This window comes from Pseudomonas berkeleyensis (assembly GCF_014109765.1).
In the GTDB taxonomy this organism is placed as follows: domain Bacteria; phylum Pseudomonadota; class Gammaproteobacteria; order Pseudomonadales; family Pseudomonadaceae; genus Aquipseudomonas; species Aquipseudomonas berkeleyensis.
Genome location: NZ_CP059139.1, coordinates 4895291 through 4917686 on the forward strand (window position 1 = coordinate 4895291; position 22396 = coordinate 4917686).

19 protein-coding genes are annotated in these 22396 nt (G+C 63.3%); 12 read left to right on the forward strand and 7 right to left on the reverse strand.

Annotation, left to right across the window (positions count from 1 at the left end; genetic code table 11):
* Positions 1 to 71: 71 nt before the first annotated feature.
* Both HS968_RS22865 and HS968_RS22870 read right to left on the reverse strand, forming a co-directional pair.
* Positions 72 to 464 (reverse strand): helix-turn-helix domain-containing protein, encoded by a 393-nt coding sequence (locus tag HS968_RS22865; protein ID WP_106738576.1) that lies wholly within the window; start codon positions 462 to 464, stop codon positions 72 to 74.
* 80 nt (positions 465 to 544) lie between these two features.
* Positions 545 to 1645, reverse strand: coding sequence for a GGDEF domain-containing protein (locus HS968_RS22870; protein WP_182371675.1), 1101 nt, complete (start codon positions 1643 to 1645; stop codon positions 545 to 547).
* 213 nt (positions 1646 to 1858) lie between these two features.
* Between HS968_RS22870 and HS968_RS22875 the strand changes: the two genes are divergently transcribed.
* The 5 genes from HS968_RS22875 (at position 1859) to HS968_RS22895 (ending at position 10914) form a co-directional block, all read left to right on the forward strand.
* Positions 1859 to 3319, forward strand: coding sequence for a sigma-54 interaction domain-containing protein (locus HS968_RS22875; protein ID WP_182368799.1), 1461 nt, complete (start codon positions 1859 to 1861; stop codon positions 3317 to 3319).
* Positions 3320 to 3968: 649 nt separating this feature from the next.
* Positions 3969 to 5354, forward strand: coding sequence for a GntP family permease (locus HS968_RS22880; RefSeq protein ID WP_182368800.1), 1386 nt, complete (start codon positions 3969 to 3971; stop codon positions 5352 to 5354).
* Positions 5355 to 5466: 112 nt separating this feature from the next.
* On the forward strand, positions 5467 to 7026 hold the full coding sequence (locus tag HS968_RS22885; protein WP_182368802.1) for an acyl CoA:acetate/3-ketoacid CoA transferase: 1560 nt from the start codon (positions 5467 to 5469) through the stop codon (positions 7024 to 7026).
* A gap of 125 nt (positions 7027 to 7151) precedes the next feature.
* Positions 7152 to 8489 (forward strand): hypothetical protein, encoded by a 1338-nt coding sequence (locus HS968_RS22890; protein ID WP_182368803.1) that lies wholly within the window; start codon positions 7152 to 7154, stop codon positions 8487 to 8489.
* 121 nt (positions 8490 to 8610) lie between these two features.
* On the forward strand, positions 8611 to 10914 hold the full coding sequence (locus tag HS968_RS22895; RefSeq protein WP_182368804.1) for an FdhF/YdeP family oxidoreductase: 2304 nt from the start codon (positions 8611 to 8613) through the stop codon (positions 10912 to 10914).
* A gap of 9 nt (positions 10915 to 10923) precedes the next feature.
* Here the strand turns inward: HS968_RS22895 and speB are convergent, their stop codons facing one another.
* A complete protein-coding gene (speB, locus tag HS968_RS22900; RefSeq protein ID WP_182368805.1) occupies positions 10924 to 11889 on the reverse strand; it encodes an agmatinase in 966 nt (321 codons plus the stop codon).
* Positions 11890 to 11918: 29 nt separating this feature from the next.
* The gene (locus HS968_RS22905) at positions 11919 to 12992 is read right to left on the reverse strand and encodes an extracellular solute-binding protein (RefSeq protein WP_182368807.1); all 1074 of its coding nucleotides are present in this window, start codon (positions 12990 to 12992) and stop codon (positions 11919 to 11921) included.
* Positions 12993 to 13132: 140 nt separating this feature from the next.
* Here HS968_RS22905 and HS968_RS22910 point away from each other — a divergent pair, with 140 nt between their 5' ends.
* Both HS968_RS22910 and HS968_RS22915 read left to right on the forward strand, forming a co-directional pair.
* Positions 13133 to 14038 carry a LysR family transcriptional regulator gene (locus tag HS968_RS22910; protein WP_182368808.1) on the forward strand — a complete coding sequence of 302 codons (906 nt, stop codon included), beginning with the start codon at positions 13133 to 13135 and terminating at the stop codon, positions 14036 to 14038.
* Positions 14039 to 14119: 81 nt separating this feature from the next.
* Positions 14120 to 14677: an NADPH-dependent FMN reductase gene (locus HS968_RS22915; protein ID WP_182368809.1), complete on the forward strand. Its 558-nt coding sequence runs from the start codon at positions 14120 to 14122 to the stop codon at positions 14675 to 14677.
* Positions 14678 to 14768: 91 nt separating this feature from the next.
* Here HS968_RS22915 and HS968_RS22920 read toward each other — a convergent pair whose 3' ends face one another.
* The 3 genes from HS968_RS22920 to HS968_RS22930 are packed head-to-tail and all read right to left on the reverse strand — an operon-like array spanning position 14769 to position 17330.
* A complete protein-coding gene (locus tag HS968_RS22920) occupies positions 14769 to 15473 on the reverse strand; it encodes a type 1 glutamine amidotransferase family protein (protein WP_182368810.1) in 705 nt (234 codons plus the stop codon).
* Positions 15473 to 16618 carry an aspartate aminotransferase family protein gene (locus tag HS968_RS22925; RefSeq protein WP_182368812.1) on the reverse strand — a complete coding sequence of 382 codons (1146 nt, stop codon included), beginning with the start codon at positions 16616 to 16618 and terminating at the stop codon, positions 15473 to 15475. The genes HS968_RS22920 and HS968_RS22925 overlap by 1 nt, the downstream gene beginning before the upstream one ends.
* Positions 16611 to 17330, reverse strand: coding sequence for an MOSC domain-containing protein (locus HS968_RS22930; RefSeq protein WP_182368813.1), 720 nt, complete (start codon positions 17328 to 17330; stop codon positions 16611 to 16613). Before HS968_RS22930 ends, HS968_RS22925 begins: the two co-directional genes overlap by 8 nt.
* A 102-nt stretch (positions 17331 to 17432) precedes the next feature.
* On the opposite strand from HS968_RS22930, the gene HS968_RS22935 reads away from it, so the two are divergent.
* From HS968_RS22935 to HS968_RS22955, 5 genes are all read left to right on the forward strand, one after another.
* Complete coding sequence (locus HS968_RS22935) at positions 17433 to 18320, forward strand: LysR family transcriptional regulator (protein WP_182368814.1); 888 nt, start codon at positions 17433 to 17435, stop codon at positions 18318 to 18320.
* Between the two features lie 130 nt (positions 18321 to 18450).
* Positions 18451 to 19032 (forward strand): TetR/AcrR family transcriptional regulator, encoded by a 582-nt coding sequence (locus HS968_RS22940; RefSeq protein ID WP_182368815.1) that lies wholly within the window; start codon positions 18451 to 18453, stop codon positions 19030 to 19032.
* Positions 19029 to 19907, forward strand: a complete 879-nt coding sequence (locus HS968_RS22945) for an alpha/beta hydrolase family protein (RefSeq protein WP_182368817.1) — start codon at positions 19029 to 19031, stop codon at positions 19905 to 19907. The genes HS968_RS22940 and HS968_RS22945 overlap by 4 nt, the downstream gene beginning before the upstream one ends.
* A gap of 459 nt (positions 19908 to 20366) precedes the next feature.
* Positions 20367 to 21026 carry an endonuclease gene (locus tag HS968_RS22950; RefSeq protein ID WP_182368818.1) on the forward strand — a complete coding sequence of 220 codons (660 nt, stop codon included), beginning with the start codon at positions 20367 to 20369 and terminating at the stop codon, positions 21024 to 21026.
* Positions 21027 to 21186: 160 nt separating this feature from the next.
* On the forward strand, positions 21187 to 22329 hold the full coding sequence (locus HS968_RS22955) for an IS481 family transposase (protein ID WP_182371612.1): 1143 nt from the start codon (positions 21187 to 21189) through the stop codon (positions 22327 to 22329).
* Positions 22330 to 22396 lie beyond the last annotated feature (67 nt).

A 22396-nucleotide genomic window follows, 5' to 3' on the forward strand; every position in this document is an offset into this window, starting at 1 on the left:
CCCCAACAAAAACCTGCTGCCCACCACCTTCAAAGCCGCGCATTGCGCGCCTTTTTCATGTCCGCTCAGACTCATTCGCTGAGATTGGCCTTCGGCGCGATTCGGTCGAAGACCTCGGGCGTCAGCGCTGTATCACCGGCCTCGTCGAGGACATCGCGTGGACGTTCGCTGCCGGGGATGCTGCTATCGAGCATGCTGAGCAACTGCGCGCCGCGTGGGGTGAGCACGAAGTTCTCGCCGTTGCCGCCCTCTTCTTCCGGGCGCGGTTCGATGAAGCCGCTTTCCAGCAAGCGAGCCTCGTAACGGGCGGCCTCGGCGCGCAAATGGTCGAGGTTGTCGACGCTCTCGCCCGCCTGGTCGAGCTCCTCGGCCAGGTCTTCGGCGTAACGGCGCGGTGCGAACGGTTTGCCGGCACCGTTCTGCACTTCGTGGAGCAGGCGCTCGATCAGATCCCAGTTGTACATGGCGGCATCTCCGCTATCGATGGCTTACTGGTTCCGACTGCCCTGCCCGGCGATAGGTTCGACCTGATTGCCCGACCGCCTCAGAGACGTACGTCGAACTTGTCCAGCAACAGCTCCCCCACTGGGTCGGCACTGACCAACTGATTACGCCCCCGCTGTTTACCACTGTAGAGACGGCGATCCGCTGCCCGGTAAAGCTCGGCGGCGCCGCGGCCATCCATGGGCCAGGCGGCCAGGCCGAACGTGGCAGACAGGGCAATCTGCTGACCGTCGTATTCCAGTGGCTGTTCCGTGATTTGTTGGCGCAGTTTCTCGACCATCGAGTAAGCACCTGCCGCGTCGGTGTAGCGCAACAGCAGGCCGAACTCTTCTCCCCCTAGCCGCCCGAGGAAATCGGTAACCCGCAGCCGCTGCTGCAGAATCTGGCAGATATGCCGCAGCGCCATGTCCCCTGCGTCATGCCCCCACTGGTCGTTGACCTGCTTGAAATGGTCGACGTCGAGCAGTACCAGCACCAGCTTCCCACTGCTGCGTTCCGCCTCCTGAATGCTGCGCTGCAGGGCGTGCTGGAAGCTGCCGCGGCTGGCGACACCGGTCAGCGAGTCGGTTTGCGCCAGGCGCTCCAGCTCCTCGTAGGCCTGCATGCGCAAGCCGTCGTAGATATGCACGAAGACCAGAATCAGAATGCCGCACAGGGCCGCGTTGCCCAGGTCGATCAGGCCCTTGGTATCAAGGCTGAGGTGCTTGTCGGCGAAATACAGCAGCAGCCCGGCAAGCATGAAAGGGGCGGCCAGCAGAAAACCACGCTGCTTACCCAGCAGCAGGTAGGCCAGCAGGGGAATCATGTACAGCCAGACGAAAGCTGCCGATGAGGCGCCCGGCATGATGATGATGTAGAGAATGAAGCTGAAGGTGGGGATCAGGTAGAGGTAGATCCACAGGTACAGATGACGAGCGTGCTCGATACGCCAGGCGCCGAACAGCAGGATGGCCGTGCACAGCACCTCGAGAATGGCGAAGGGGTAGTTGCCGGCCAAAGCCTGCAGGATGGAAAACCCGCCCAGGGTCAAACCAGTGGCGAGCAGGATGGTGCGCATCAAGGCGCGCTTGCCTGCTTCACGTAACCCTTCGCAATGCCCCGCGCCTATGTCCCTGTCATGGTTCTGCTTGCCATCGACCATTTTCATGTCCAGCACCGCCGTGGTCGGTGCGCGGCCCTCCCCGCTCACCATCACGCAACTATAGACGTCGGGGAGCCATTAGCCGTAGCTGAATCAAACGGCTGTTTACGCCATTTGCCAACACCCGAGAAGCCGTAACCCTCAGGTGCACTGCCTTGCTCGCGGCGCAGGGCCCCTCCCATAATCGCCGAGACCTGATTTCGGAGAGCCGCCATGGCCATTTCCCGCGACGATCTCGACCAGCACGGCCTGATCATCGGTGTGTCGCCCGAGCGGTTCCGTGCGGTGGCCATGCCGCTGCTGTTCGACCACCTCGACGCTCAATGCGAGGGCACCATCGCGGTCAATCGCCAGGCGCGCATCGTCTGGATCAACGACAAGTACGCGCAGAAGGTCGGCATCGCCGATGCGCGCACGGCGCTGGGCAAGGAGATCGAGGAGGTGCTGCCGGCCAGCCGCCTGCGTGAGGTGGTGGAAAGCGGCCAGCCGAGCATGCTCGATCTGATGGCCTTCGGCAGCGAACATTTCGTGGTCACCCGGATTCCGCTGCGCGATGAGGACGGCACCCTGGTCGGCGCGCTGGGCTTCGTGCTGTTCGACCGTGCCCGTCACCTCAAGCCACTGATGGCCAAGTACAACAACCTGCAGACGCAGTTGCTCGCCACCCAGCATGAGCTGGCCAAGGCGCGCCGGGCACGTTACACCATCGCCGGGTTCATCGGCGCCAGCACGGCGGCCAGCGAGGTGAAGCGTCAGGCACGCCGCGCCGCACAGCTCGATGCCACAGTGCTGATCCGGGGGGAAACCGGTACCGGCAAGGAGCTGCTGGCGCAGGGCATTCATAACCTGTCGCCACGGGCCAACGGCCCATTCGTCGCGGTCAACGTCGCGGCGATTCCGGAAACCCTGGTCGAAGCCGAGCTGTTCGGCACCGCACCGGGCGCCTTCACCGGCGCAGAGCGTAAGGCGCGGATCGGCAAGTTCGAGGTGGCCAACGGCGGCACCCTGTTTCTCGATGAGATCGGCGACCTGCCGCTGCCCTTGCAGGCCAAGCTGTTGCGTGTGCTGCAGGAGCAGGAGGTGGAGCCGCTCGGCTCTAATCAGGTCAAGCCGCTGAACGTGCGAGTGATCGCGGCCACGCATATCGATCTGGAAGCCAAGGTGGCGACTGGACAGTTCCGCGACGATCTCTACTACCGACTCAACGTGCTGGCGCTGCGCGTACCGCCGCTGCGCGAACGGGCCAGCGATATACCCGCGTTGATCGAACACCTGCTCGATGACCTGGCCAACCGCTCCGGCCTGGCGCCGTTGGAGCTGAGCGACGATGCCCTGGCCCTGCTTTGCGCGCAGCCCTGGCGCGGTAATGTGCGCGAGTTGCGCAATCTGCTGGAGCGGGCGCAACTGGCCGTCGATGGACGAGTGGATGGCGAGGCCTTGCGTGGTTTGCTGGTCGACCCGGTCGCACCGAGCGAGCCCGCGCCCGTTATGCCAGTGGTGACGAGCACAGCGCAGACGCTGGCCGAGCAGTTGGCGCAGGCCGAACGCCAGGCGCTGTTGGCGGCATTGGCAGCCACTGATGGTAATCGCCAGTTGGCCGCTGAACGCCTGGGGATTTCCCGCGCCGGGTTTTACGCCAAGCTAGCGCAGCATGGGCTGGGGCGCCGAGGCTGATCTCACCTCGTTTGTCGTAGGAGCGACTGGGCGACATTCCGTTTTAGTCGCGATGCTCTCCACAGCCCTTCGCGGCTAAAGCCGCTCCTACAGATACCGTTGCCGGTCGCAATTGCGTAGCCCGGATGAAATCCGGGGATAGGCACCTAAAAAACCCGGATTGCATTCGGGCTACAGCGCGGCATAAAGACAGTTGGCGGGTTTCACCCGCCCTACGTATGGCTTCCTTGTAGGAGCGGCTTCAGCCGCGATTGCTGCTTCGTCACAGTCGCGGCTAAAGCCGCTCCTACAGGTACCGGTGCCGGCCGCAATTACGTAGCCCGGATGAAATCCGGGATCAGGCACCACAAAACTCCCTAATAGCATTCGGGCTGCGAATCCATATTTCTGGAATTCGCCTCAAATAAAATCCAAGAATCTGGACTTAATCCAGAAAAATGGACACCACCCTACATCTAGCCTGACGGCTCCGCGCTCGTCATGAACGCCTGAAACCCTCACCGCACAAGCCTTTCGAGGCTATCGACCAAAGTCTCACCCCGGTCTGGCACGACTCTGGCTCTATATCCGACAAAGGCGCGCTGCCGATTCTGCGCCTTCCCGATAAAGCGGCCTTGAGCCGGTAGAACAACAACAAAAGGAACCACCCATGGGTACCCTCGGTATTCTGATTTCCCTCGCCTTGTTGATGTACCTCGCCTATCGCGGCATCAACGTCCTGATCCTCGCCCCGCTGCTGGCCCTGCTGGCGCTGCTATTCGCCGGCGACATCGCCCTGCTGCTGCCCACCTACACCCAGGTGTTCATGAAGGCCATGGGCGGCTACGTGATCCAGTTCTTCCCGCTGTTCCTGCTCGGTGCCTTGTTCGGCAAGTTGATGGACGACTCAGGCTCGGCCCGCGCCATCGCCCACGGCATCGTCGCCAAGGTCGGTAGCGAGCGGGCGATTCTGGCTATCGTGCTGGCCTGCGCCATCCTCACCTACGGCGGCGTATCCCTGTTCGTGGTGGCCTTCGCCGTGTACCCGATCGGCGCCGCGCTGTTTCGCGAGGCGGGCATTCCCAAGCGCCTGATCCCCGGTGCCATCGCCCTGGGTTCGTTCACCTTCACCATGACCGCGCTGCCGGGCACACCGGCGATCCAGAATGCCATCCCCAACCCGTTCTTCGGCACCGACGCCTTCGCCGCGCCAGGCCTGGGGATGATCGCCGCGCTGATCATGTTCGGTTTCGGTACCTGGTGGCTGAACAGCCAGGCGCGCAAGCTGAAGGCGGCTGGTGAGGGGTATGGCCAACACAAGGACGACCCGGTCGTTCAGGACACCGGCTACACCCCGGGCTTCTGGCTGGCGCTGCTGCCAATCTTCCTGGTGATCGCGCTGAACTTCCTGATGGCCAAGCAGATTCTGCCCAATATCGACGCCAGCTACCTGGCCAAGCCGGAGTATGGCGGCTTGCAGGATGCCCGTTCGCTGATCGGTATCTGGTCGATCATCGTCGCCCTGGCCGCGGCCATCGTGCTGCTGATCGCCATACACTGGAAACGCTGGCTGGATCTGAAGAGGAGCGTCAACGAAGGCTCGTTCGGCGCGATGCTGCCGATCCTCAATACCGCCGCCGAAGTGGGCTACGGCACGGTGATCGCCTCGCTGGCCGGGTTCGTCATCATCCGCGACCTGGTGCTGGGCGTATCGAGCAACCCGCTGATCTCCGAGGCGGTGGCGGTGAACATCCTCGCCGGTATCACCGGTTCGGCTTCCGGCGGCCTGTCCATCGCCCTCAAGACCCTCGGCGAGCAGTATCTGGAGATGGCCAACGCCGCCGGCATCAGCCCCGAGCTGCTGCACCGGGTGGCCGTGATGGCGTCCGGCTGCATGGACACCCTGCCGCACAACGGCGCGGTGATCTCGCTGCTGGCGATCTGCAAGCTCACCCACCGCGAGTCGTACAAGTTCATCTTCTTCAACACCGTGGCCTTCCCGATGCTGGCACTGGCGGTGGTCATCACCCTGGGCACGCTGTTTGGAAGCTTCTGACGTTCTCTGTAGGAGCGCTGGGCGGGGCTCCGCTTCACCCGCAACTTTCGCGACTGAAGCGGAACACCGCCTAGCCACGCCTACAAATCCCCGTTTTGCATGAGTACCCGCTATGAGCAAGATCATGACTGCCGCCGCTGCCGTGGCGCGCATCCCGGACAACGCCAACCTGGCCACCGGCGGCTTCGTCGGCATCGGCTTCGCCGAGCAGATTGCCATCGCTCTGGAACAGCGCTTCGTTGCTGAACAGGCGCCGCGCGATCTGACCCTGGTGTATGCCGCCGGCCAAGGCGACGGCAAGGGTCGCGGCCTCAACCACCTGGCCCATGAAGGCCTGGTGCGCCGCGTGATCGGCGGCCACTGGGGCCTGGTGCCGGGGCTGCAGAAGCTGGCGGTGGATAACCGCATCGAGGCCTACAACCTGCCGCAGGGAGTGATCTCCCAGCTGTTTCGCGACATCGCCGCCGGCAAGCCGGGGCAACTGTCACGCGTTGGCCTCGGCACCTATGTCGACCCGCGCCATGGCGGCGGCAAGCTCAATGCACGTACCACAGCAGATCTGGTGCGGCTGATGCCCATCGACGGCGAGGACTACCTGTTCTACCCGACCTTTCCGGTGCATGTCGGCATCGTCCGCGCCACCAGCAGCGATCCCGACGGCAACCTCAGTTTCGAGCGCGAGGCGCTGACCATCGAGAGCCTGGCCATCGCCATGGCTGCGCGCAACAGCGGCGGTCTGGTGATTGCCCAGGTCGAGCGAGTGGTCGAGCGCGGCTCGCTCAACCCACGCCAGGTGAAGATTCCCGGCATTCTGGTGGATTGCGTGGTGGTGGCCGAACCGGCCAACCATCAGCAGACCTTCGCCACCGCCTACAACCCGGCCTTCGCTGCGGAGACCCGCGTGCCGGTGGACAGCCTGGCACCGCTGCCGCTGGACGTACGCAAGCTGATCGCGCGCCGCGCGGCGCTGGAGCTGAAGAGCGGCGCGGTGGTGAATCTCGGCATCGGCATGCCCGAGGGTGTGGCGGCGGTGGCAGCCGAAGAAGGCGTGATCGAGCGCCTGACCCTGACTGCTGAGCCCGGCGTGATCGGCGGCGTGCCGGCCTCGGGGCTGGACTTCGGCGCAGCAAGCAACCACAGCGCGCTGCTCGATCAGCCTTATCAGTTCGATTTCTACGATGGCGGCGGCCTGGATATCGCCTTCCTCGGCCTGGCTCAGGCCGATGCGGCGGGCAATCTCAATGTGTCCAAATTTGGTAGCCGGCTGGCAGGGGCAGGCGGCTTTATCAACATCAGCCAGAACGCCAAGCAGGTGGTGTTCGTCGGCACCTTCAGCGCCGGTACGCAGGACATCCGCATCGAGGATGGCCAGTTGCGCATCGTCCAGGACGGCGCACTGCGCAAGTTCGTCAGCGAAGTGGAGCACCGCACCTTCGCCGGGCGCCTGGCTGCCGAACGTGGCCAACCGGTGCTCTACGTCACCGAGCGCTGCGTACTGCGCCTGAGTATCGAAGGCCTGGAACTGATCGAGGTAGCGCCGGGCGTGGACATCGAGCGCGACATCCTCGCGCGCATGGACTTCGCCCCCATCGTGCGCGAACCGAAACTGATGGATGCGCGGCTGTTCCGGCCCGAGCCAATCGGCCTGGCGCAATGCCTGGGGAATCTTTGAGCGTGAACTCACGGGCCGCATAGGCCCGTTTTTTTGCCTGCGCTCACGCGCTCTAACCTACATGGTTGCGCGTCCGGTTGGGGGCTGGCATGGTGCGCCTCTCTCATGAACAAGGATCGTTACCGATGAGCATGCCCGCCCCCACTCCGTTCGTTTTCTGCACCAACCCCATCGAAGGAGACATGCCCTTCCAGGCATGGCCAGATCTTTCCCTGGAAATCGATGGCCAACCCGAGCACAGCGAAAATCTGCTGAACCTGGCAGGTTTCCTGGTGCGCCAGGCATTGGCCGACCAGCATCCGGAGCGCGTTAGGCAAGCCGCGGATGTCGAGCCGCTGCTCTATGGGCTCAGAGCCCATGTCCAGTTGCACTCGGGTGGCTGCTTGAGCTTCGGTGAAGAGCATCCTGAGCCGGATCAGCCGTTGCATGAGCACCAGATAATCCCCGGCATTTACATCGGCAATCTGCTGTTGCTGGCCGACGGGCCTGCCAGCGCCGGAGTCGAAGCACTGCACGCGCGACTGAAGCCGGTCGATGCCATGGCCAAGGCGCTGAAGCAACTGCAGGAGTCCGATATCTCGCAGCCCGTGAGACATACCTGCGCGCTGTTGCCAGGCATGACCATCACCCTGACCCCGGCGTTTGCCGATAGCCAAACCCTGGTTTACCCGAGCCGCCTGGATACCTATCAGGAGCAACTCAAACTGGAAGAACTGGCCGGCCTGCCACAGCAGCGTTGTGAAATCGTCCTCGCTGGTCAGCCACTGGACGAAAGCCAGCCGGCCTACAGCGTCGCCTACGACATCCTCTCGGTCATGCTGCGTGCGCTGCGCCAACGTGCTCTCGAAAGCGGTCAAGCCGATCTGTCCGCCCGCCAGCAGGAATGGCAGCGCGTACGCCTGATGGTCGGCAGCGAGGTGCACTACAGCGCGCAATACATGCTCAACCCAGAGACCTATCTGCCGGCCTTCGGCAAGGCGGTACGCGGTGTGAAGCTCGTTGGCCAACAAAGCATCCTGCTGCCAGAGCACCTCGATCTGCCTGCGCTGGAACAGCTGTGGGAAGCCCTGGCACACGAGGAAATGCGTGAGGAATGGCAGCGGGTGCAGGCAAGCGATGATGCAGCCGACCGCTCGTTGATGATCAACCTCGAAGTGACCTGCAAACTGGAGGTGCTCGCCATCGGAGCCGACCAGCAACCGCAGGTGCTGGAAAGCTATCGCGACAGTGAGTTCATCCAGGCGCCCGTTGAACGCAAGGCAGCGCTCGGACAGGGCACCTCGCCGACGCCATCGCAGGCACGCGTCACGGAAAGTACCGATAACGATGCGGCTGCCGCGCAGCCGTGGGTACGCGAATCCGATGGCGATGTCTCGTCCAGAGGCACCTCGAGTGGCCGTGGCGCACTGCTGCTGGCTCTGGTCATCGCCGCTGTCATGCTGGCCGTGCTGATCAAGAGCTGACCCTGCCAAACCAATCGCGCGGCTCCCCAGGCCGACTTCGACTGGCGCCAGGCAAACAACCTGAACCATCCGCCCGCCCCCTCCGTCGTAACTGCAAGATGACGACTTAGGGAGGCGGAGCATGAAACCCCGATTCAAACCCTATCGTGGCCCTTCCGGTGGCTGGGGTTCGGCCAACGCCGTGGGCACCATCCTGCTGCGCGAGCGGGCACCGCTGACCGGCGCAGTCACCTTGCTCAAGCAGAACCGTCCCATCGACGGTTTCGCCTGCGTCAGTTGCGCCTGGGCCAAACCGCATCCGTCGAAACCGCTGGCCTTTTGCGAGAACGGCGCCAAGGCCACGGCCTGGGAAACCACCAGCCTGCGTTGCACTCCCGAGTTCTTTGCCGCTCACGCCCTGAGCGAGTTGCGCAACTGGAGCGACTACCAGCTGGAGCAACAGGGCCGGCTAACTCACCCTATGCGCTGGGACGCGACCAGCGACCGCTACCTGCCCGTGACCTGGGAAGAGGCCATCGCCGAGATCGGCGCCGAGCTGAAGCGCCTCGATGCTCCGGATCAGGCAGTGTTCTACGCCTCCGGCCGCGCCTCGCTGGAAGCCTCGTATCTGTGGCAATTGCTGGCCCGCCGCTTCGGCACCAACAACCTGCCCGACAGCTCCAACATGTGCCACGAAACCACTTCGGTGGCATTGCCGGAGAGCATCGGCGTACCGGTCGGCACCGTTACGCTGAACGACTTTGCCAAGACCGACTGCCTGCTGATCTTCGGCCACAACACCAGCAGCAACAGCCCGCGCATGCTGCATGACCTGGAGGCAGCCAGGCAGCGCGGCGCGCCGATCATCACCTTCAATCCGCTGCGCGAACGGGGCCTGGAGCGCTTCACCAATCCGCAGTCGCCCAAACAGATGCTCACGGGCGAATCACAGGTGGTCAGCACCCACTATCACCAAGTCACCATCGGCGGCGATGCAGCGGCCATTGCCGGTATCTGCAAGGCGTTGCTGACGATGGACGATGCGGCGCGCGAAGCCGGTCAGGATCGCGTACTCGACATTGCCTTCATCGAACAGCACACCCAGGGCTTCGAAGCGTTCGAACACGTTATCCGCAGCTATGCCTGGTCGATGCTGGAGCGTCGCAGCGGCCTGAGCCGCAGTGCCATGGAAGGCGCGGCCAGGATCTACGCGAGCGGCCAACGGGTTATCGCCATCTATGGCATGGGGCTGACTCAGCATCGCCACGGCGTGACCAGCATCCAGATGCTGGTCAACCTGCTGCTGATGCGCGGCAATCTGGGTAAGGAAGGCGCCGGTATCTGCCCGGTACGCGGCCACTCCAACGTGCAGGGCCAGCGCACCGTGGGCATCACAGAGAAGGTGACGCAGGTACCGGTCGAGCGCCTGCGCGAGCAGTTCGACTTCACCGTATCGGAGCACGACGGCACGACCACGGTAGATGCCTGCGAAGGCGTGCTGAGCGGCAAGATCAAGGCGTTCCTCGCCCTCGGCGGCAATTTCGTCCGCGCCACCCCTGACTCACATCGGCTGGAACCGGCCTGGAGCGAGTTGCGCCTGACCGTGCAGATCGCCACCAAGCTCAACCGCAGCGCACTGGTGCACGGCGAAAAAGCCTACATCCTGCCCTGCCTGGGCCGCACCGAAATGGATACTCAGGCCAGCGGCCTGCAATACCACACCACCGAGGACAGCACCGCATGCATCCGCGCCTGGCAGGGGGTGGTCAAACCGGCTGGTTCGCACTTGCGCTCGGAGCCCGCGATCATCGCCGCCCTGGCCAAGGCCACGCTACCAGCCAGCCCGCTGATGGACTGGGACGCCTGGGTAGCCGACTACGGGCTGATCCGCGACGCCATCGCCACCACCTACCCGGAAACCTTTCACGACTTCAACACGCGCATGCTCGAACCGGGTGGCTTCCACCGCCCATTGCCGGCCACCAAGCGTGAATGGAGCACCGACAGCGGCAAGGCCAATTTCACCCGCCCGGAGACGCTGGCGATCAATGATGATGTCGAGCCGACGACGGAACGCCGTGACGTGCTGAACCTGATGACGGTGCGCAGCAACGATCAGTTCAACACCACGGTGTACGGTTACGACGACCGTTTTCGCGGCGTGTACGGCACCCGCTCGGTGATTTTCATGCACTGCAACGACATGGCACGGCTGGGCCTGAAAGAAGGTGATCAGGTGCAGGTGAGCACTGCGGTGGACGACGGCGTACAACGCTCGGTCGGGCCACTGCGTGTCACCCCACATGACATCCCCGAAGGCTGTTGCGCTGCCTACTACCCCGAGTGCAACCCACTGGTGCCGCTCTGGCACCATGAGAAGAAGGCCAAGGTGCCCGCGGCCAAGTCGATCCCGATCACCCTGCGCCGGGTGATCGCGACCGCCTGAAGCTCTGGATCACTGCGCAGCGTCGATCTTATGCCTGGCGGCATACAGGCAGATCATCTCCATCGCCAGGGTGGCGCCAGCCAGCGCGGTGACCTCGGCGTGGTCGTAGGGCGGCGCCACTTCCACCACGTCCATGCCAACCAGGTTGATGCCGCGCAGGCCACGCAGGATTTCCAGCGCCTGGTGGCTGGATAGCCCGCCACAGACAGGCGTACCGGTACCGGGCGCGAAAGCCGGGTCGAGACAATCGATATCGAAGGTCAGGTACACCGGATGGTCACCGACACGCGCGCGAATACGCTCGGCGATCTGCTCTGGCGTACTGCGATGCACCTCACGCGCATCGAGTACCTGAAACCCCATCACATCATCATTGGTGGTGCGCAGGCCGACCTGCACCGAGCGCGCCGGGTCGACCAGGCCTTCGCGCGCGGCGTGATAGAACATGGTGCCGTGGTCGATGCGTTTGACCTCTTCGTCCGGCCAGGTATCGCTGTGCGCGTCGAAGTGGATCAGCGCCAACGTGCCGTGCTTCTTCGCATGGGCCTTGAGCAGCGGATAGCTGATGAAGTGATCGCCGCCGAGAGTCAGCAACGCGCTGCCGGCATCGAGAATGCGCGTGGCGTGCGCCTCGATCACCGCCGGGGTGTCCTGCGGCGTGCCGTGGTCGAAATGGCAGTCGCCATAGTCGACGCAGGCGAGCACATCGAAGGGGTCGAACTCCCAGGGGAAATGTCGCGCCCAAGCTGACTGGATCGAAGCTGCGCGGATCGCCCGCGGACCAAAACGGCTGCCGGGGCGGTTAGTGGTAGCGGTGTCGAACGGCACGCCACTGATGGCCAGATCCACCCCGCTGAGGTCGCGGCTATAGCGCCGGCGCATGAAGCTGGTGATGCCGGCGTAGGTCGGCTCGGCGGCGGTGCCGTAGAGGCTGTCGCGGGTGATGGCCTGGTCGTTGTCGAAGGCTTGATCCATGGCGGTTCTCGATCTCTCAGGAAAGTCGGTCAGTACTGGCTGCGGAAGGCCGTCCACAGACGGGTGCGCTGGCGCTGCTCACGCAAGCTCAACACTTGTTCGGCGAACAGGCGCTCGCGTACCGCGTCGGGCGGGTAGATATCCGGGTCGCTGCTCACCGCCTCGTCCAGCAGCGGCGTGGCCGCGCGGTTGGCGTTGGCGAAGAACAGCTCGTTGGTCAGCTCGGCGATGGCCTCGGGCTGCAGCATGAAATCGATGAAGGCACGCGCCGCCTGCGGATGTGGCGCATCGGCCGGAATGGCCATGGTGTCGAACCAGATCAGCGTGCCTTCACGCGGAATGCGATAGAGCACCTCGAACGGCTGCTCTGCCTCGGCGGCGCGAGCGGCGGCCATGCCGGCGTCGCCGGTATAGGTCAGCGCCAGGCAGGTTTCGCCCTTGGCCAGATCATCGATCTGCCGGGCATTGCCGATATAGCGCAGGCTCGGTTGCAACGCTGCGAGCAGCGCGCTGGCCGCTTGCAGATCAGCGGCATCCGCGCTGTATGGCGGCTTGCCCAGGTAGTTGAGAGCGATGGCGATCACCTCCTGCGGCGAGTCGAGCACGGAGATGCCGCAGTCCTTCAATTGGCTGGCGTATTCAGGCTTGAACAGCAGGTCGAGGCTGTTCAACGCCACGCCGGGCAGGCGCTGTTCGACGGCCTGCTTGTTGATGGCAAGGCCCACCGTGCCCCAGGTATAGGGCACGCCGTAGCGATTGCCGGGGTCGACGCTGGCCAGCTTGGCCAGCAGTTCCGGGTCGAGGTTGCCGGCATTTTGCAACGCGCCGACCGGCTGCAGCGCCTTGGCCTGGATGGCACGCGACAGGCCGCTGGAAGCCGGGAAGACGACGTCGTAGCCGCTGCCACCGGTCATCAACTTGCTCTCCAGCACGTCGGTGCTGTCGAAGGTGTCGTATTTGACGCGGATTCCGCTTTCGTCCTGAAAACGCTTGAGCGCCTGCGGCGCCACGTAGTCGGCCCAGTTGTACAGATTGAGCTGCTTGGTATCCGCCACCAGAGGCGTGGCGATGACCAGAAGCAGCAGGCTTGCAGCAAGACGCATGGTTCGATCCTCTGGCAGATTCGGTTGACCGTGCCTCTCTTATGGAGGCTGGGATATCTGCATCCTGCGCCCGCCGTTGCTTCGGATAAATACGAAGTGTTCTACTCCAACATCGACGCTCATCAATGTATGGAGCCACCATGCTCAGCCAACTACGCGACCTCGACCTGCAACTGCTGCGGCTGTTCGTCACCGTAGTGGAGAGCGGCGGCTTCAGTGCCGCGCAGGGCGAATTAGGCATCGGCCAGTCGACCATCAGTACGCAGATGGCCAAGCTGGAGACGCGCCTGGGCTTTCGCCTGTGCGAGCGTGGCAAGGCCGGCTTTCGTCTGACGCCCAAAGGCGAGCAGGTGCTGAGTGCCACGCGCAAGCTGTTCGCTGCCATCGAGACCTTCAAGGACGAAGCCCAGGGCATGGCCGACAAGCTGCTCGGCGAGCTGCGCATCGGTATTTCCGAAGCGCTGTCGGATGAGGTGCTGGAACGTATCGGCGAGGCCATCGGACGTTTTCGTCAGCGCAACCAGGCGGTGCAGATCGAACTGCTCAGCGCCATGCCCGCCGAGCTGGAGCGGCGCCTGCTGCAGGATCAATTGCAGCTCGCCATCGGTTATTTTTCCGGCAACCAGACGGCGCTGGATTATCAGCCGTTGTTCGATGAGCGCCAGCGCCTGTACTGCAGCCGCCAGCATCCGCTGTTCGGGCGCAAAGCACTGACCGTCGAGGATCTGCAGGACTGCGACCGGGTCGTGCATCCCTACCGTTTCATCTCTGCCGACGAACCCTGGCAGGGCGGCATCAGCAGCGCGCGTTGCGAGCAGGTCGAGGGCAGCCTGGCGTTCATCCTCTCCGGTGCACACCTGGGTTACCTGCCCGAGCATGTCGCTGAACCTTGGGTCGCCCGTGGCAGCCTGCACGCCCTGCCCGGCGAGTGGGATTTCACCGTGCAGTTTCGCCTGGCCAGCCATCGCGGCCATCCCGCCAGCGAAGCGCAGAAAGCCTTCACCGAAGATCTGCTGAGCGGCTTCGGCAACACGAATACGGGATAAGAACGCCGAAGCAGAGCACCCGTGGAAACATCCGGGGTCTATAGTGGTGATTCCTTCCTCACCACACCTTCGGGAGTACACATGAGCAAGACCTACAATGTCGCCGTGCTGGTCGGCAGCCTGCGCAAGGCCTCCATCAACCGCAAGCTGGCCCTGGCGCTGGCCGATCTGGCACCCGCCTCGCTGAACCTGGAAATCGTCGAGATCGGCGACCTGCCGCTGTACAACGAAGACGCCGATGGCGAGAACGCACCGGCCGCCTATGCGCCCTTCCGCAGCAAACTCAACGCCGCCGACGCAGTGCTGTTCATCACCCCCGAGTACAACCGCTCGATCCCCGGCGCGATGAAGAACGCCATCGACGTCGGCTCGCGCCCTTATGGCAAGAGCGGCTTCAGCGGCAAACCCGGCGCCGTACTGAGCGCCTCGCCAGGCGCCATTGGCGGCTTCGGCGCCAACCACCACCTGCGCCAGTGCCTGGTATTCCTCGACGTTTACGTGCTGCAGCAGCCGGAGGCTTACCTCGGCGGCGCCGGTAACTTTTTCGACGAGAACGGCGTGCTCAGCGACAGCATCAAACCGTTCCTGCAGAAATTCATCGACGCCTACGCGGCGTGGGTGACCAAGCACGCCGGCTGATTTCCGACGTCACGCAGTGGCCGCCAGGGATGGCAGGCCATAAAAAACGCCCCGGTGAACGGGGCACTGCGAAAGGCTCGCCAAAGGGTGTTCAGGTCATGTGGGCGTGGGCATCCGAGAGGTAATCGAGCATGCGCAGCAGCGTCGCGTTGGCCGATGCCGAATGGGGTGCGGCATCACGAATGCTGGCTGCATCCTGAACCCGGCCAGGCAAGCGCAAATCGGCAGCATCATGCTGCAGGCGCTCGTCCAGGCTCTGCGCATCGCACTCCAACGGGCAGAGCAAACCGATGGCACGTTCCTGCCAGACGAAACCCTGCAACTCGCCCGCGGCTGATCCGTACAAGGCGATAGCACCGTGCGGCAGGTTGCAAGTCTCTCGCTGCCAGTGCAGCGCCAGCAGACGCTGCGGCAACATGCGGCCAAGCGGAGACAAGCGCGATTGCGGGTCTTTCTCCAACTGCCACCAACCGATGCGCACACCATCCGCACACGAGCTGACGCGCGCGCCCAGCGCCTCGGCCAGTAGCTGAGCCCCGAATTCCGTACCGAAGACCCGCTTGCGAGCCAACAGCGCCCGATGGATCAGGCGTTTCTCTTCGGCCAGCCAGGCATGGCTGCGCTCATCGTGAACGCTCAACGAGCCGCCGAGCAGCACCAGCAACTCGAATTCCTCCAACGTTGGCAGAGCCGCGCCAGCATAAGGCTGGTACACGCTCACCTGATGTTCGCCAAGCCAGCGTTCGAGCGCCGCCGATCCGGTGGCCGCGCTGTGTTGAATCACTGCGATACGCATCAAGCCACCTCCACGCGCGGTTGCTCGACACGCTGCAGCGCTCGCCCCAAGCGCCGTAGCATTTCCTCGACGTTGCCATGGCTGACCGTCAGTGCCGGGCTCAAGCGCAGACAATCACCACGGGCCACACCGACCAGCAGCCCCTGCTCACGCGCCGCACGCTGCACCGCACTGGCCGCCTGCCCGATCAGCGGCAACCCCATCAACAGACCGTGGCCCCGCAAGGGGCCGTGCCCATGGCGCCGCGCCAGTTGCGCCAGGCCTTCGCGCAGGTGTTCGGCCACCTCGCGCACCTGGCCGAGAAAACTGCTTTCGAGCACCGTCGCCAGCACCGCGACACCGGCGCAGGTCAGCAGCGCCTCGCCAGGGAAACTCGCCGGCAACTCGGCATCCGCCTGCGCGGCGATGCTCCCTCGGGCCAGTACGGCAGCCAGCGGCAAGCCGCCCGCCAGTGCACCGCCCAGGGTCAATAGGTCGGCGCGCACGCCGTACAGCTCCTCGACCAGCAGCGTCCCACAACGTCCCATGCCGCTGCTGGTTTCATCGAGGATCAGTACGGCGCCCTGCTCACGGCATAGCCGCTGCGCGCCTTGCAGGTATTCCAGTGTCGCCGGCACCACACCGGCGGACTGTTGTAAGGGTTCGATCAGCACTGCAGCGCAACGCGAGTCGATGGCTGCAGCAAGCGCCTCGAGGTCATTGAAGGGCACCCGCAGCACCTGGCTCGCCGCACCGAATACGGCGGGGTCAAGATGGCTGCCTTCGAGCAGAACCAGGCGCTCGGCGGCTGGATTCTGTGCGCCGGCCCATTGCAGGGCCAGACGCACCGCCAGTGCATTGGCCCGCACACTATCGCTGCTGAAGGCCGTACGCTCACTGCCAGCGGCCTGACACAACTGCGCAGCCAGCTTCAGCTGACCACGACTGCATTGCTCAAGCCCGGGGCTGATCAGCAACTCCGCTTGCCGACGCAGGGTATCCAGCAACAGGGTCGGGCTATGGCCAAGGCTGTTGGCTCCCAGGTTCTGGTCGAAGTCGAGATAGGCGCGCCCCTCGGCATCCCACAGCCAGGAGCCCTGGCCGCGCACGCACAACGGCCCCGAGCGCTCGCCCATCAGGTGCAGACGTGCCATGGCATCACGCATAACGAAGCCCCTCCCTGGCCAACGCCCCTTCCAGCGGCAAGCCCTGCAGACGGGCCGACCAATCTTCCAGACGGCCCGTTCTCAAGCGCTGCGCCGCAGCCTCACGCCAACGAGCCGAGAGTGCCGGACACAACTGCAACTGCTGCAGGCCCGCCCGCTCCATGGGGAAGTGATAGAAATGATGCAGCGCCTGCGCCACGCTGAGGCTCGGATAACTGCGCTGTACCAGCTCGAAAGAATTCTCGGCGCTGACGAAACCGGGCTTGAGCACCCGATAGAACCAGCCACAGCGGCCACTGTCCTGCACCACTTGGGCTAACTCAGGGTGAGCGCCCAGCCGATTCAGGCGATAGCAGGGCGAGCGCGGCTGGCTGACCTGCAGCAGCACATCGCCCCACCGGAAGATATCGCCGATGCACACCTGCTCCTCGGTCAGACCGCGGCTGGAGAGGTTCTCAGCGAAGCTCGCCAGCGGCCAGGACAACGCCGGATACAGCGCCTGCCAATAGGCGTAATGCTCGGCCGGGTAATGATGCAATGCCCGCTCGGGACCGCCATGGAAACGCGCGTCGCCCTGTTCGTCCTGTCCCAACCCTTGCGGCCATAACCACAAACGGTGGTCGACCCGTTGCTTGCGTCGCGCACAACTGAGGCCGCCACCTATATCTTCGGCTTTACCTATGAAAACGCCCTGAATCTCGACCTGACTCACCGACCGCTCCGGCCTTATCGGCTGTTGATCATGTGGCTAGACTAGGGAGCTTCGGGTTATTTTGACATTTCGATTTCCCTGCTTGATTCATAACCTGAACTTATGGACTTTCGTCAGCTCCGCTACTTCGTCGCACTCTACGAAGAAGGTCATGTCGGCCGCGCCGCCGAGCGCCTGAGCATCTCCCAGCCGGCGCTGTCGCAGCAGATCCGCCAACTGGAAAGCGATCTGGATGTCGGCCTGTTCCAGCGCAGTGGCCGGCGCCTGCTCCCAACGCTGGCCGCGCATACGTTGTACAACCATGCGCTGCCCCTGCTCGACGGTATGGAACGGGCGCGCGAAGCACTGCGCAGCTTCCGTGGCCCGGGGCCGCGCAGCCTGTCCATTGGCGTGTTGCAGACGGTCAATGCCAGCCTGGTGCCGCTGCTGCTGGAACGCCTTCAGCAGGCGCAGCCACAACTGGTGGTCAAGCTCTACGAACTGTCCGGGGTGGATATCGAGCGACGCCTGCTCAGCGGCGGTCTGGACATCGGCATCGGCTTTCTGCCGCCGCGTCAACCGGGCCTGCACAGCCTGGCGCTGTATGAGGACGAGCTGCAACTGGTGATACCGGAGAACCATCCGTTACGCGAATTTCGCAAGGTATCGCTGAGCCAGGCCGCAGAGCTGCCGATGCTGCTGCTCGGCGAAGAGTTCCGCATTCGCCAGATCTGGCAGGAACAACTCGCCCTGCTTGGGCGCAGACCACAGGCGCAGGCCGAACTGAACCATATGAACGGCATTCTCGACAGCCTGCCACACACCACCCTGGCCAGCGTGTTGCCCGGTCGCGCGCGGCAGATGCACGCTCATCGCGGCCTGCTCTGGAAGCCGTTGAGCGAGCCACGTATCCCGCTGCATATCGGCCTGGTCTACCGCGACGCACAGCGCCAGCAGGCGATGATCGACTTGCTGCGTACGGCGCTCGATGGCGCCTGGGAAACGCCCTAGGTAATCACCTGCTGCGCGAGAAAAGCCATTCGAGGAATGAGACATTCCTAAGCCTCGATTGCCGATATGCCGCGATCCACGGCCTGAATGGCACTCGCCACTAGACCGATCGGTCTACATAATCCGGGCCATGACCAAGAGCACTCGCGACAACCTGATCGACACCATGATCGATGCCCTGCAGCGCAAAGGCCTGCACGGTGTCGGCCTGAGCGAACTGCTGGCCAATGCCGGTGCACCCAAAGGCAGCCTTTATCACCACTTCCCGGGCGGCAAGACCGAGTTGGCGGTAGCCGCCATCGAACGTGTCGGCTCACGTGCCGAGCAGGCTTTCGCCACGCTCTTCGAGCGTCAGCCCGATCCGCTCGATGCACTCAGTACCTGGTTGCAGACCGCTCTAGGCCAGTTGCAAGGCAGTGCCTTCGAACGCGGTTGCCCTCTGGCCGCCATCGCTCTGGAAAGTGGCCCCGAAGACGGCGAAATCCGCGCAGCACTGGCCAACGCTTTCGCCGATATCCGCCGGGCATTGCAGCAGCAGTTGCAACGCCACGGCTATCCGCAGCCAGAAGGCCTGGCCGCACTGTTCGTCGCCCTCTATGAAGGCGGCTTGCTGCAAGCCCGTGTCGCCGGCAGTAGCGAGCCATTGAAGCAGGCCGTCGATACCCTCCTCCTTCTAACCCGCCAGCACCGTACGGAGTCCAAGCCAGCATGAACGCGCCGATTCGCAGCGAAACCCAGCCTCTACTCGCCCTCGACGACTACCAACTCACCGCCACGCGCTATCACGCCGAGCGGCCAAACGCGCAGCTGCTGATCGCTGGTGCCACCGGCGTACCTCAGGGCTTCTACCGACGTTTCGCCGAACATGCCGCTGCTCGTGGTTTCGACACCATGACCCTGGACTATCGAGGCGTTGGCCAATCCAAACCGGCCAGTCTGCGCGGCTTCGACATGGACTATCTGGACTGGGCACACCTCGATCTGGCGGCCGCGGTCGATCAACATCGGCATGCCGAGCGCCCGCTGTTCATGATCGGCCATTCGTTCGGCGGCCATGCCTTCGGCCTGCTGCCCAACCATGCCGAGGTGTCCGGCTTCTACACCTTCGGTACTGGCGCTGGTTGGCATGGCTGGATGCCCAAAGCCGAGCAGGTGCGGGTACTGGCCATGTGGCGGGTGATCGGCCCGCTGATCACCCGCTACAAGGGCTACCTGGCCTGGAGCAAACTGGGTATGGGCGAGGATCTGCCGCTGGGTGTCTACCGACAGTGGAAGCGCTGGTGCCGCTTTCCGCGTTACTTCTTCGACGATCCGCAGATGGCGGGGCTGGCCGAACGCTTCGCCAAGGTGAAGACCCCGATGGTGGCGCTCAACACCCTGGATGACCTGTGGGCACCGCCCGCCTCGCGCGATGCCTTCATGGCCGCCTACGTCAACGCGCCCTACCAGGCGCGCACGCTCGACTCGCAGGCTGAAGGCCTGGGCAATATTGGTCATATGGGGTATTTCCGCCCTGCGGCGCAGCGCCTGTGGGACGAGACGCTGGACTGGTTCGAGCAATTGCGCGTCGAACAGCAGGCGGCTTGAGAGAGATAGACGAAACGCCGCAAGAAGAAGAACCGGCGCGCGCGGCACGCCCTGCATGAGCGGGCGAACGCCCAAAAAAGAAAACCCCGCGATTGCGGGGTTCTGCAGACTGTTGTCCTGACATCCTTGATCTGCTCACCATCCCGGTGGCTGTCCAGCGTGTCCCTGTTCGTCGATGCGCTTCCTGCGCTGAATCCATGGAAGAAAGAGTACGCTCGTACCCGAACGGCCGACAGTGGCGATAATCGGGACATCGTGTAAGCCATGGCTTACACGACTCATTACCCATGTTTCGACAAGCGAAACGGCGTTCGCGCGGGTTTGTCGTCACCCACCGGCCTTGGCAAGCGATGGCAAAAACTGCTCCCGGTGGTTTTTTGTGACGCACGTCTTGCTAGACTCCAGCTTGTCCTACAAAAACAACAGACCCCCGACAACGGCGGTCACTGGGGCTCGAACATGCGCGTGGTCACACTGCTTCTCGGTTGCCTGGCAACCTGCATCAGCCTTCCTTCCCTCGCCAACGGCCAGAACCAGCTCGGCGACGTCAAACAGGCCATCGAACAGGCCTTCTGGCAGGATCTCTACGGTAATGGCGGTACGACCCTCTACTGTGGCCAGGCCTTCCAGCGCGAGAGCGGCACTCTGACCGCCAGCCCGATCTACAGCAGCAAGCAGCTCAAGAGCGCATTGCGCTGCGTCACCGACCGCCAGTGCACGATCATGAATCCACGCTACCCCTACATCGTTGCGGATCTGCACAACTACTATCCGGCCCTGGCGCGCGTTGAGTTGGTACGGCGCAATGCGCAGTTCGCCGACCTGGCCGACGATGTGCCGAGCAAATTCGCCGATATCGGCTGCGACATGAAAACCAGCTTCCAGTTGGTGGAGCCGCGTGACGAAGCCAAGGGCAATATCGCCCGCGCCATCTTCTACATGCACATCGAATACGGCCTGCCCATCGTCGGCCTGGTGCCGATGTACAAGGCCTGGCACCGGATGGATCCGCCGGATGCCGAGGAAAAGGCGCGCAACGACAAGATCGAGGCACTGCAGGGCACCCGCAATCGCTTTATCGACGACCCTTCGCTGGTGGATCAGTTGATCAGCGATTGACGTAGGGTGCGCCGCGCGCCACAAGGCTTTCGTCGGTTCATATCCCCTGGCACATACTCGGTGCGCATGGTGTTCAGCCGGGGGACATAGGTAACGGGTGTCGGGAGACATAGGTAACGCATTTAGGCTTACGGTGTTCATCGAATTGGGAGATCGAATGATGCCGTGGCTGGAGCGAAGCACTATGTCGATAAGGCGAGAGTTTGTTCTGCTGGCGGGGCAGCCCCAAAGTAATGTGCGGGAGCTCTGTCGGCGGTATGGCATCAGTCCCAGAACTGGCTACAAGTGGCTGGCTCGGTACCGTGAGCAAGGCGATGCAGGCTTGCAGGATCGATCTCGGCGTCCTCTGAGCAGTCCAGGGCGTAGCGATCCGAAGCTGGAACAAACGGTGGTGCAATTGCACCACCGCTATCCCTATTGGGGCGCTCGCAAACTGCGAAGCTTGTTGATGACTGCAGCTATTGATCCGCCTCACCACAGCACCATCGACGCAATCCTCAAGCGCTACGATTGCCACGTCCTCTACCACAATGAACAGTCGCAAGCGCCGGCTAACCGCCGTTTCGAGCATCCCAACCCGAACGACCTCTGGCAGATCGACTTCAAGGGTAACGTCCCCCTCAATGATCGCCGTTCGCCTTGTTGTCATCCCTTGACCCTGCTGGACGATCACTCGCGCTTTTCGCTCTGCTTGCAAGCCTGCCAGGGAGAGCGACTGGAACTGGTCAAACCACATCTGATCGAGGTTTTCCGTCAGTACGGCTTGCCGCTGCGTATCACCGCCGACAATGGGCCGCCTTGGGGTTCGAATATTGCCGGTGGGCTATCGAAGCTGGAGGTTTGGCTGATGCGGCTGGGGATCGAAGTCAGCCATAGCCGACCTCATCATCCACAGACTCAGGGCAAGCTGGAGCGCTTCCACCAGACACTCAAACGCGAAGTGCTGCATCGCGCGTTCAGCGACTTGCAGCATTGTCAGCAAGTGATGAGCCGTTGGCGAGACGAGTACAACCATTACCGTCCGCATGAAGCACTTGATCAACGGCCGCCCATAGAGCGCTATCGGCCAAGTCCACGAAACTACCCGGAGCAACTGCCAGCCATCGAATATGAACCGGGAGATCACGTTGTAAACGTACGTCAGACCGGGCAGGTGTATTTCAAAGGGCTCAACGTCTTCGTAAGCGGAGGTCTGTATGGAGAGAAGGTCGCCATACGCTCAACCGCTGAAGAGGGTGTCTACGATGTGGTATTCATCCGCAAAACGCTGCGTCAAATAGACCTGAGGCAACGGGCAACATGATCATCAACCTGTTACCCATGTCTCCCGACAGGTGTTTACCATGTCCCCCGGCTGAACACATGGCGCA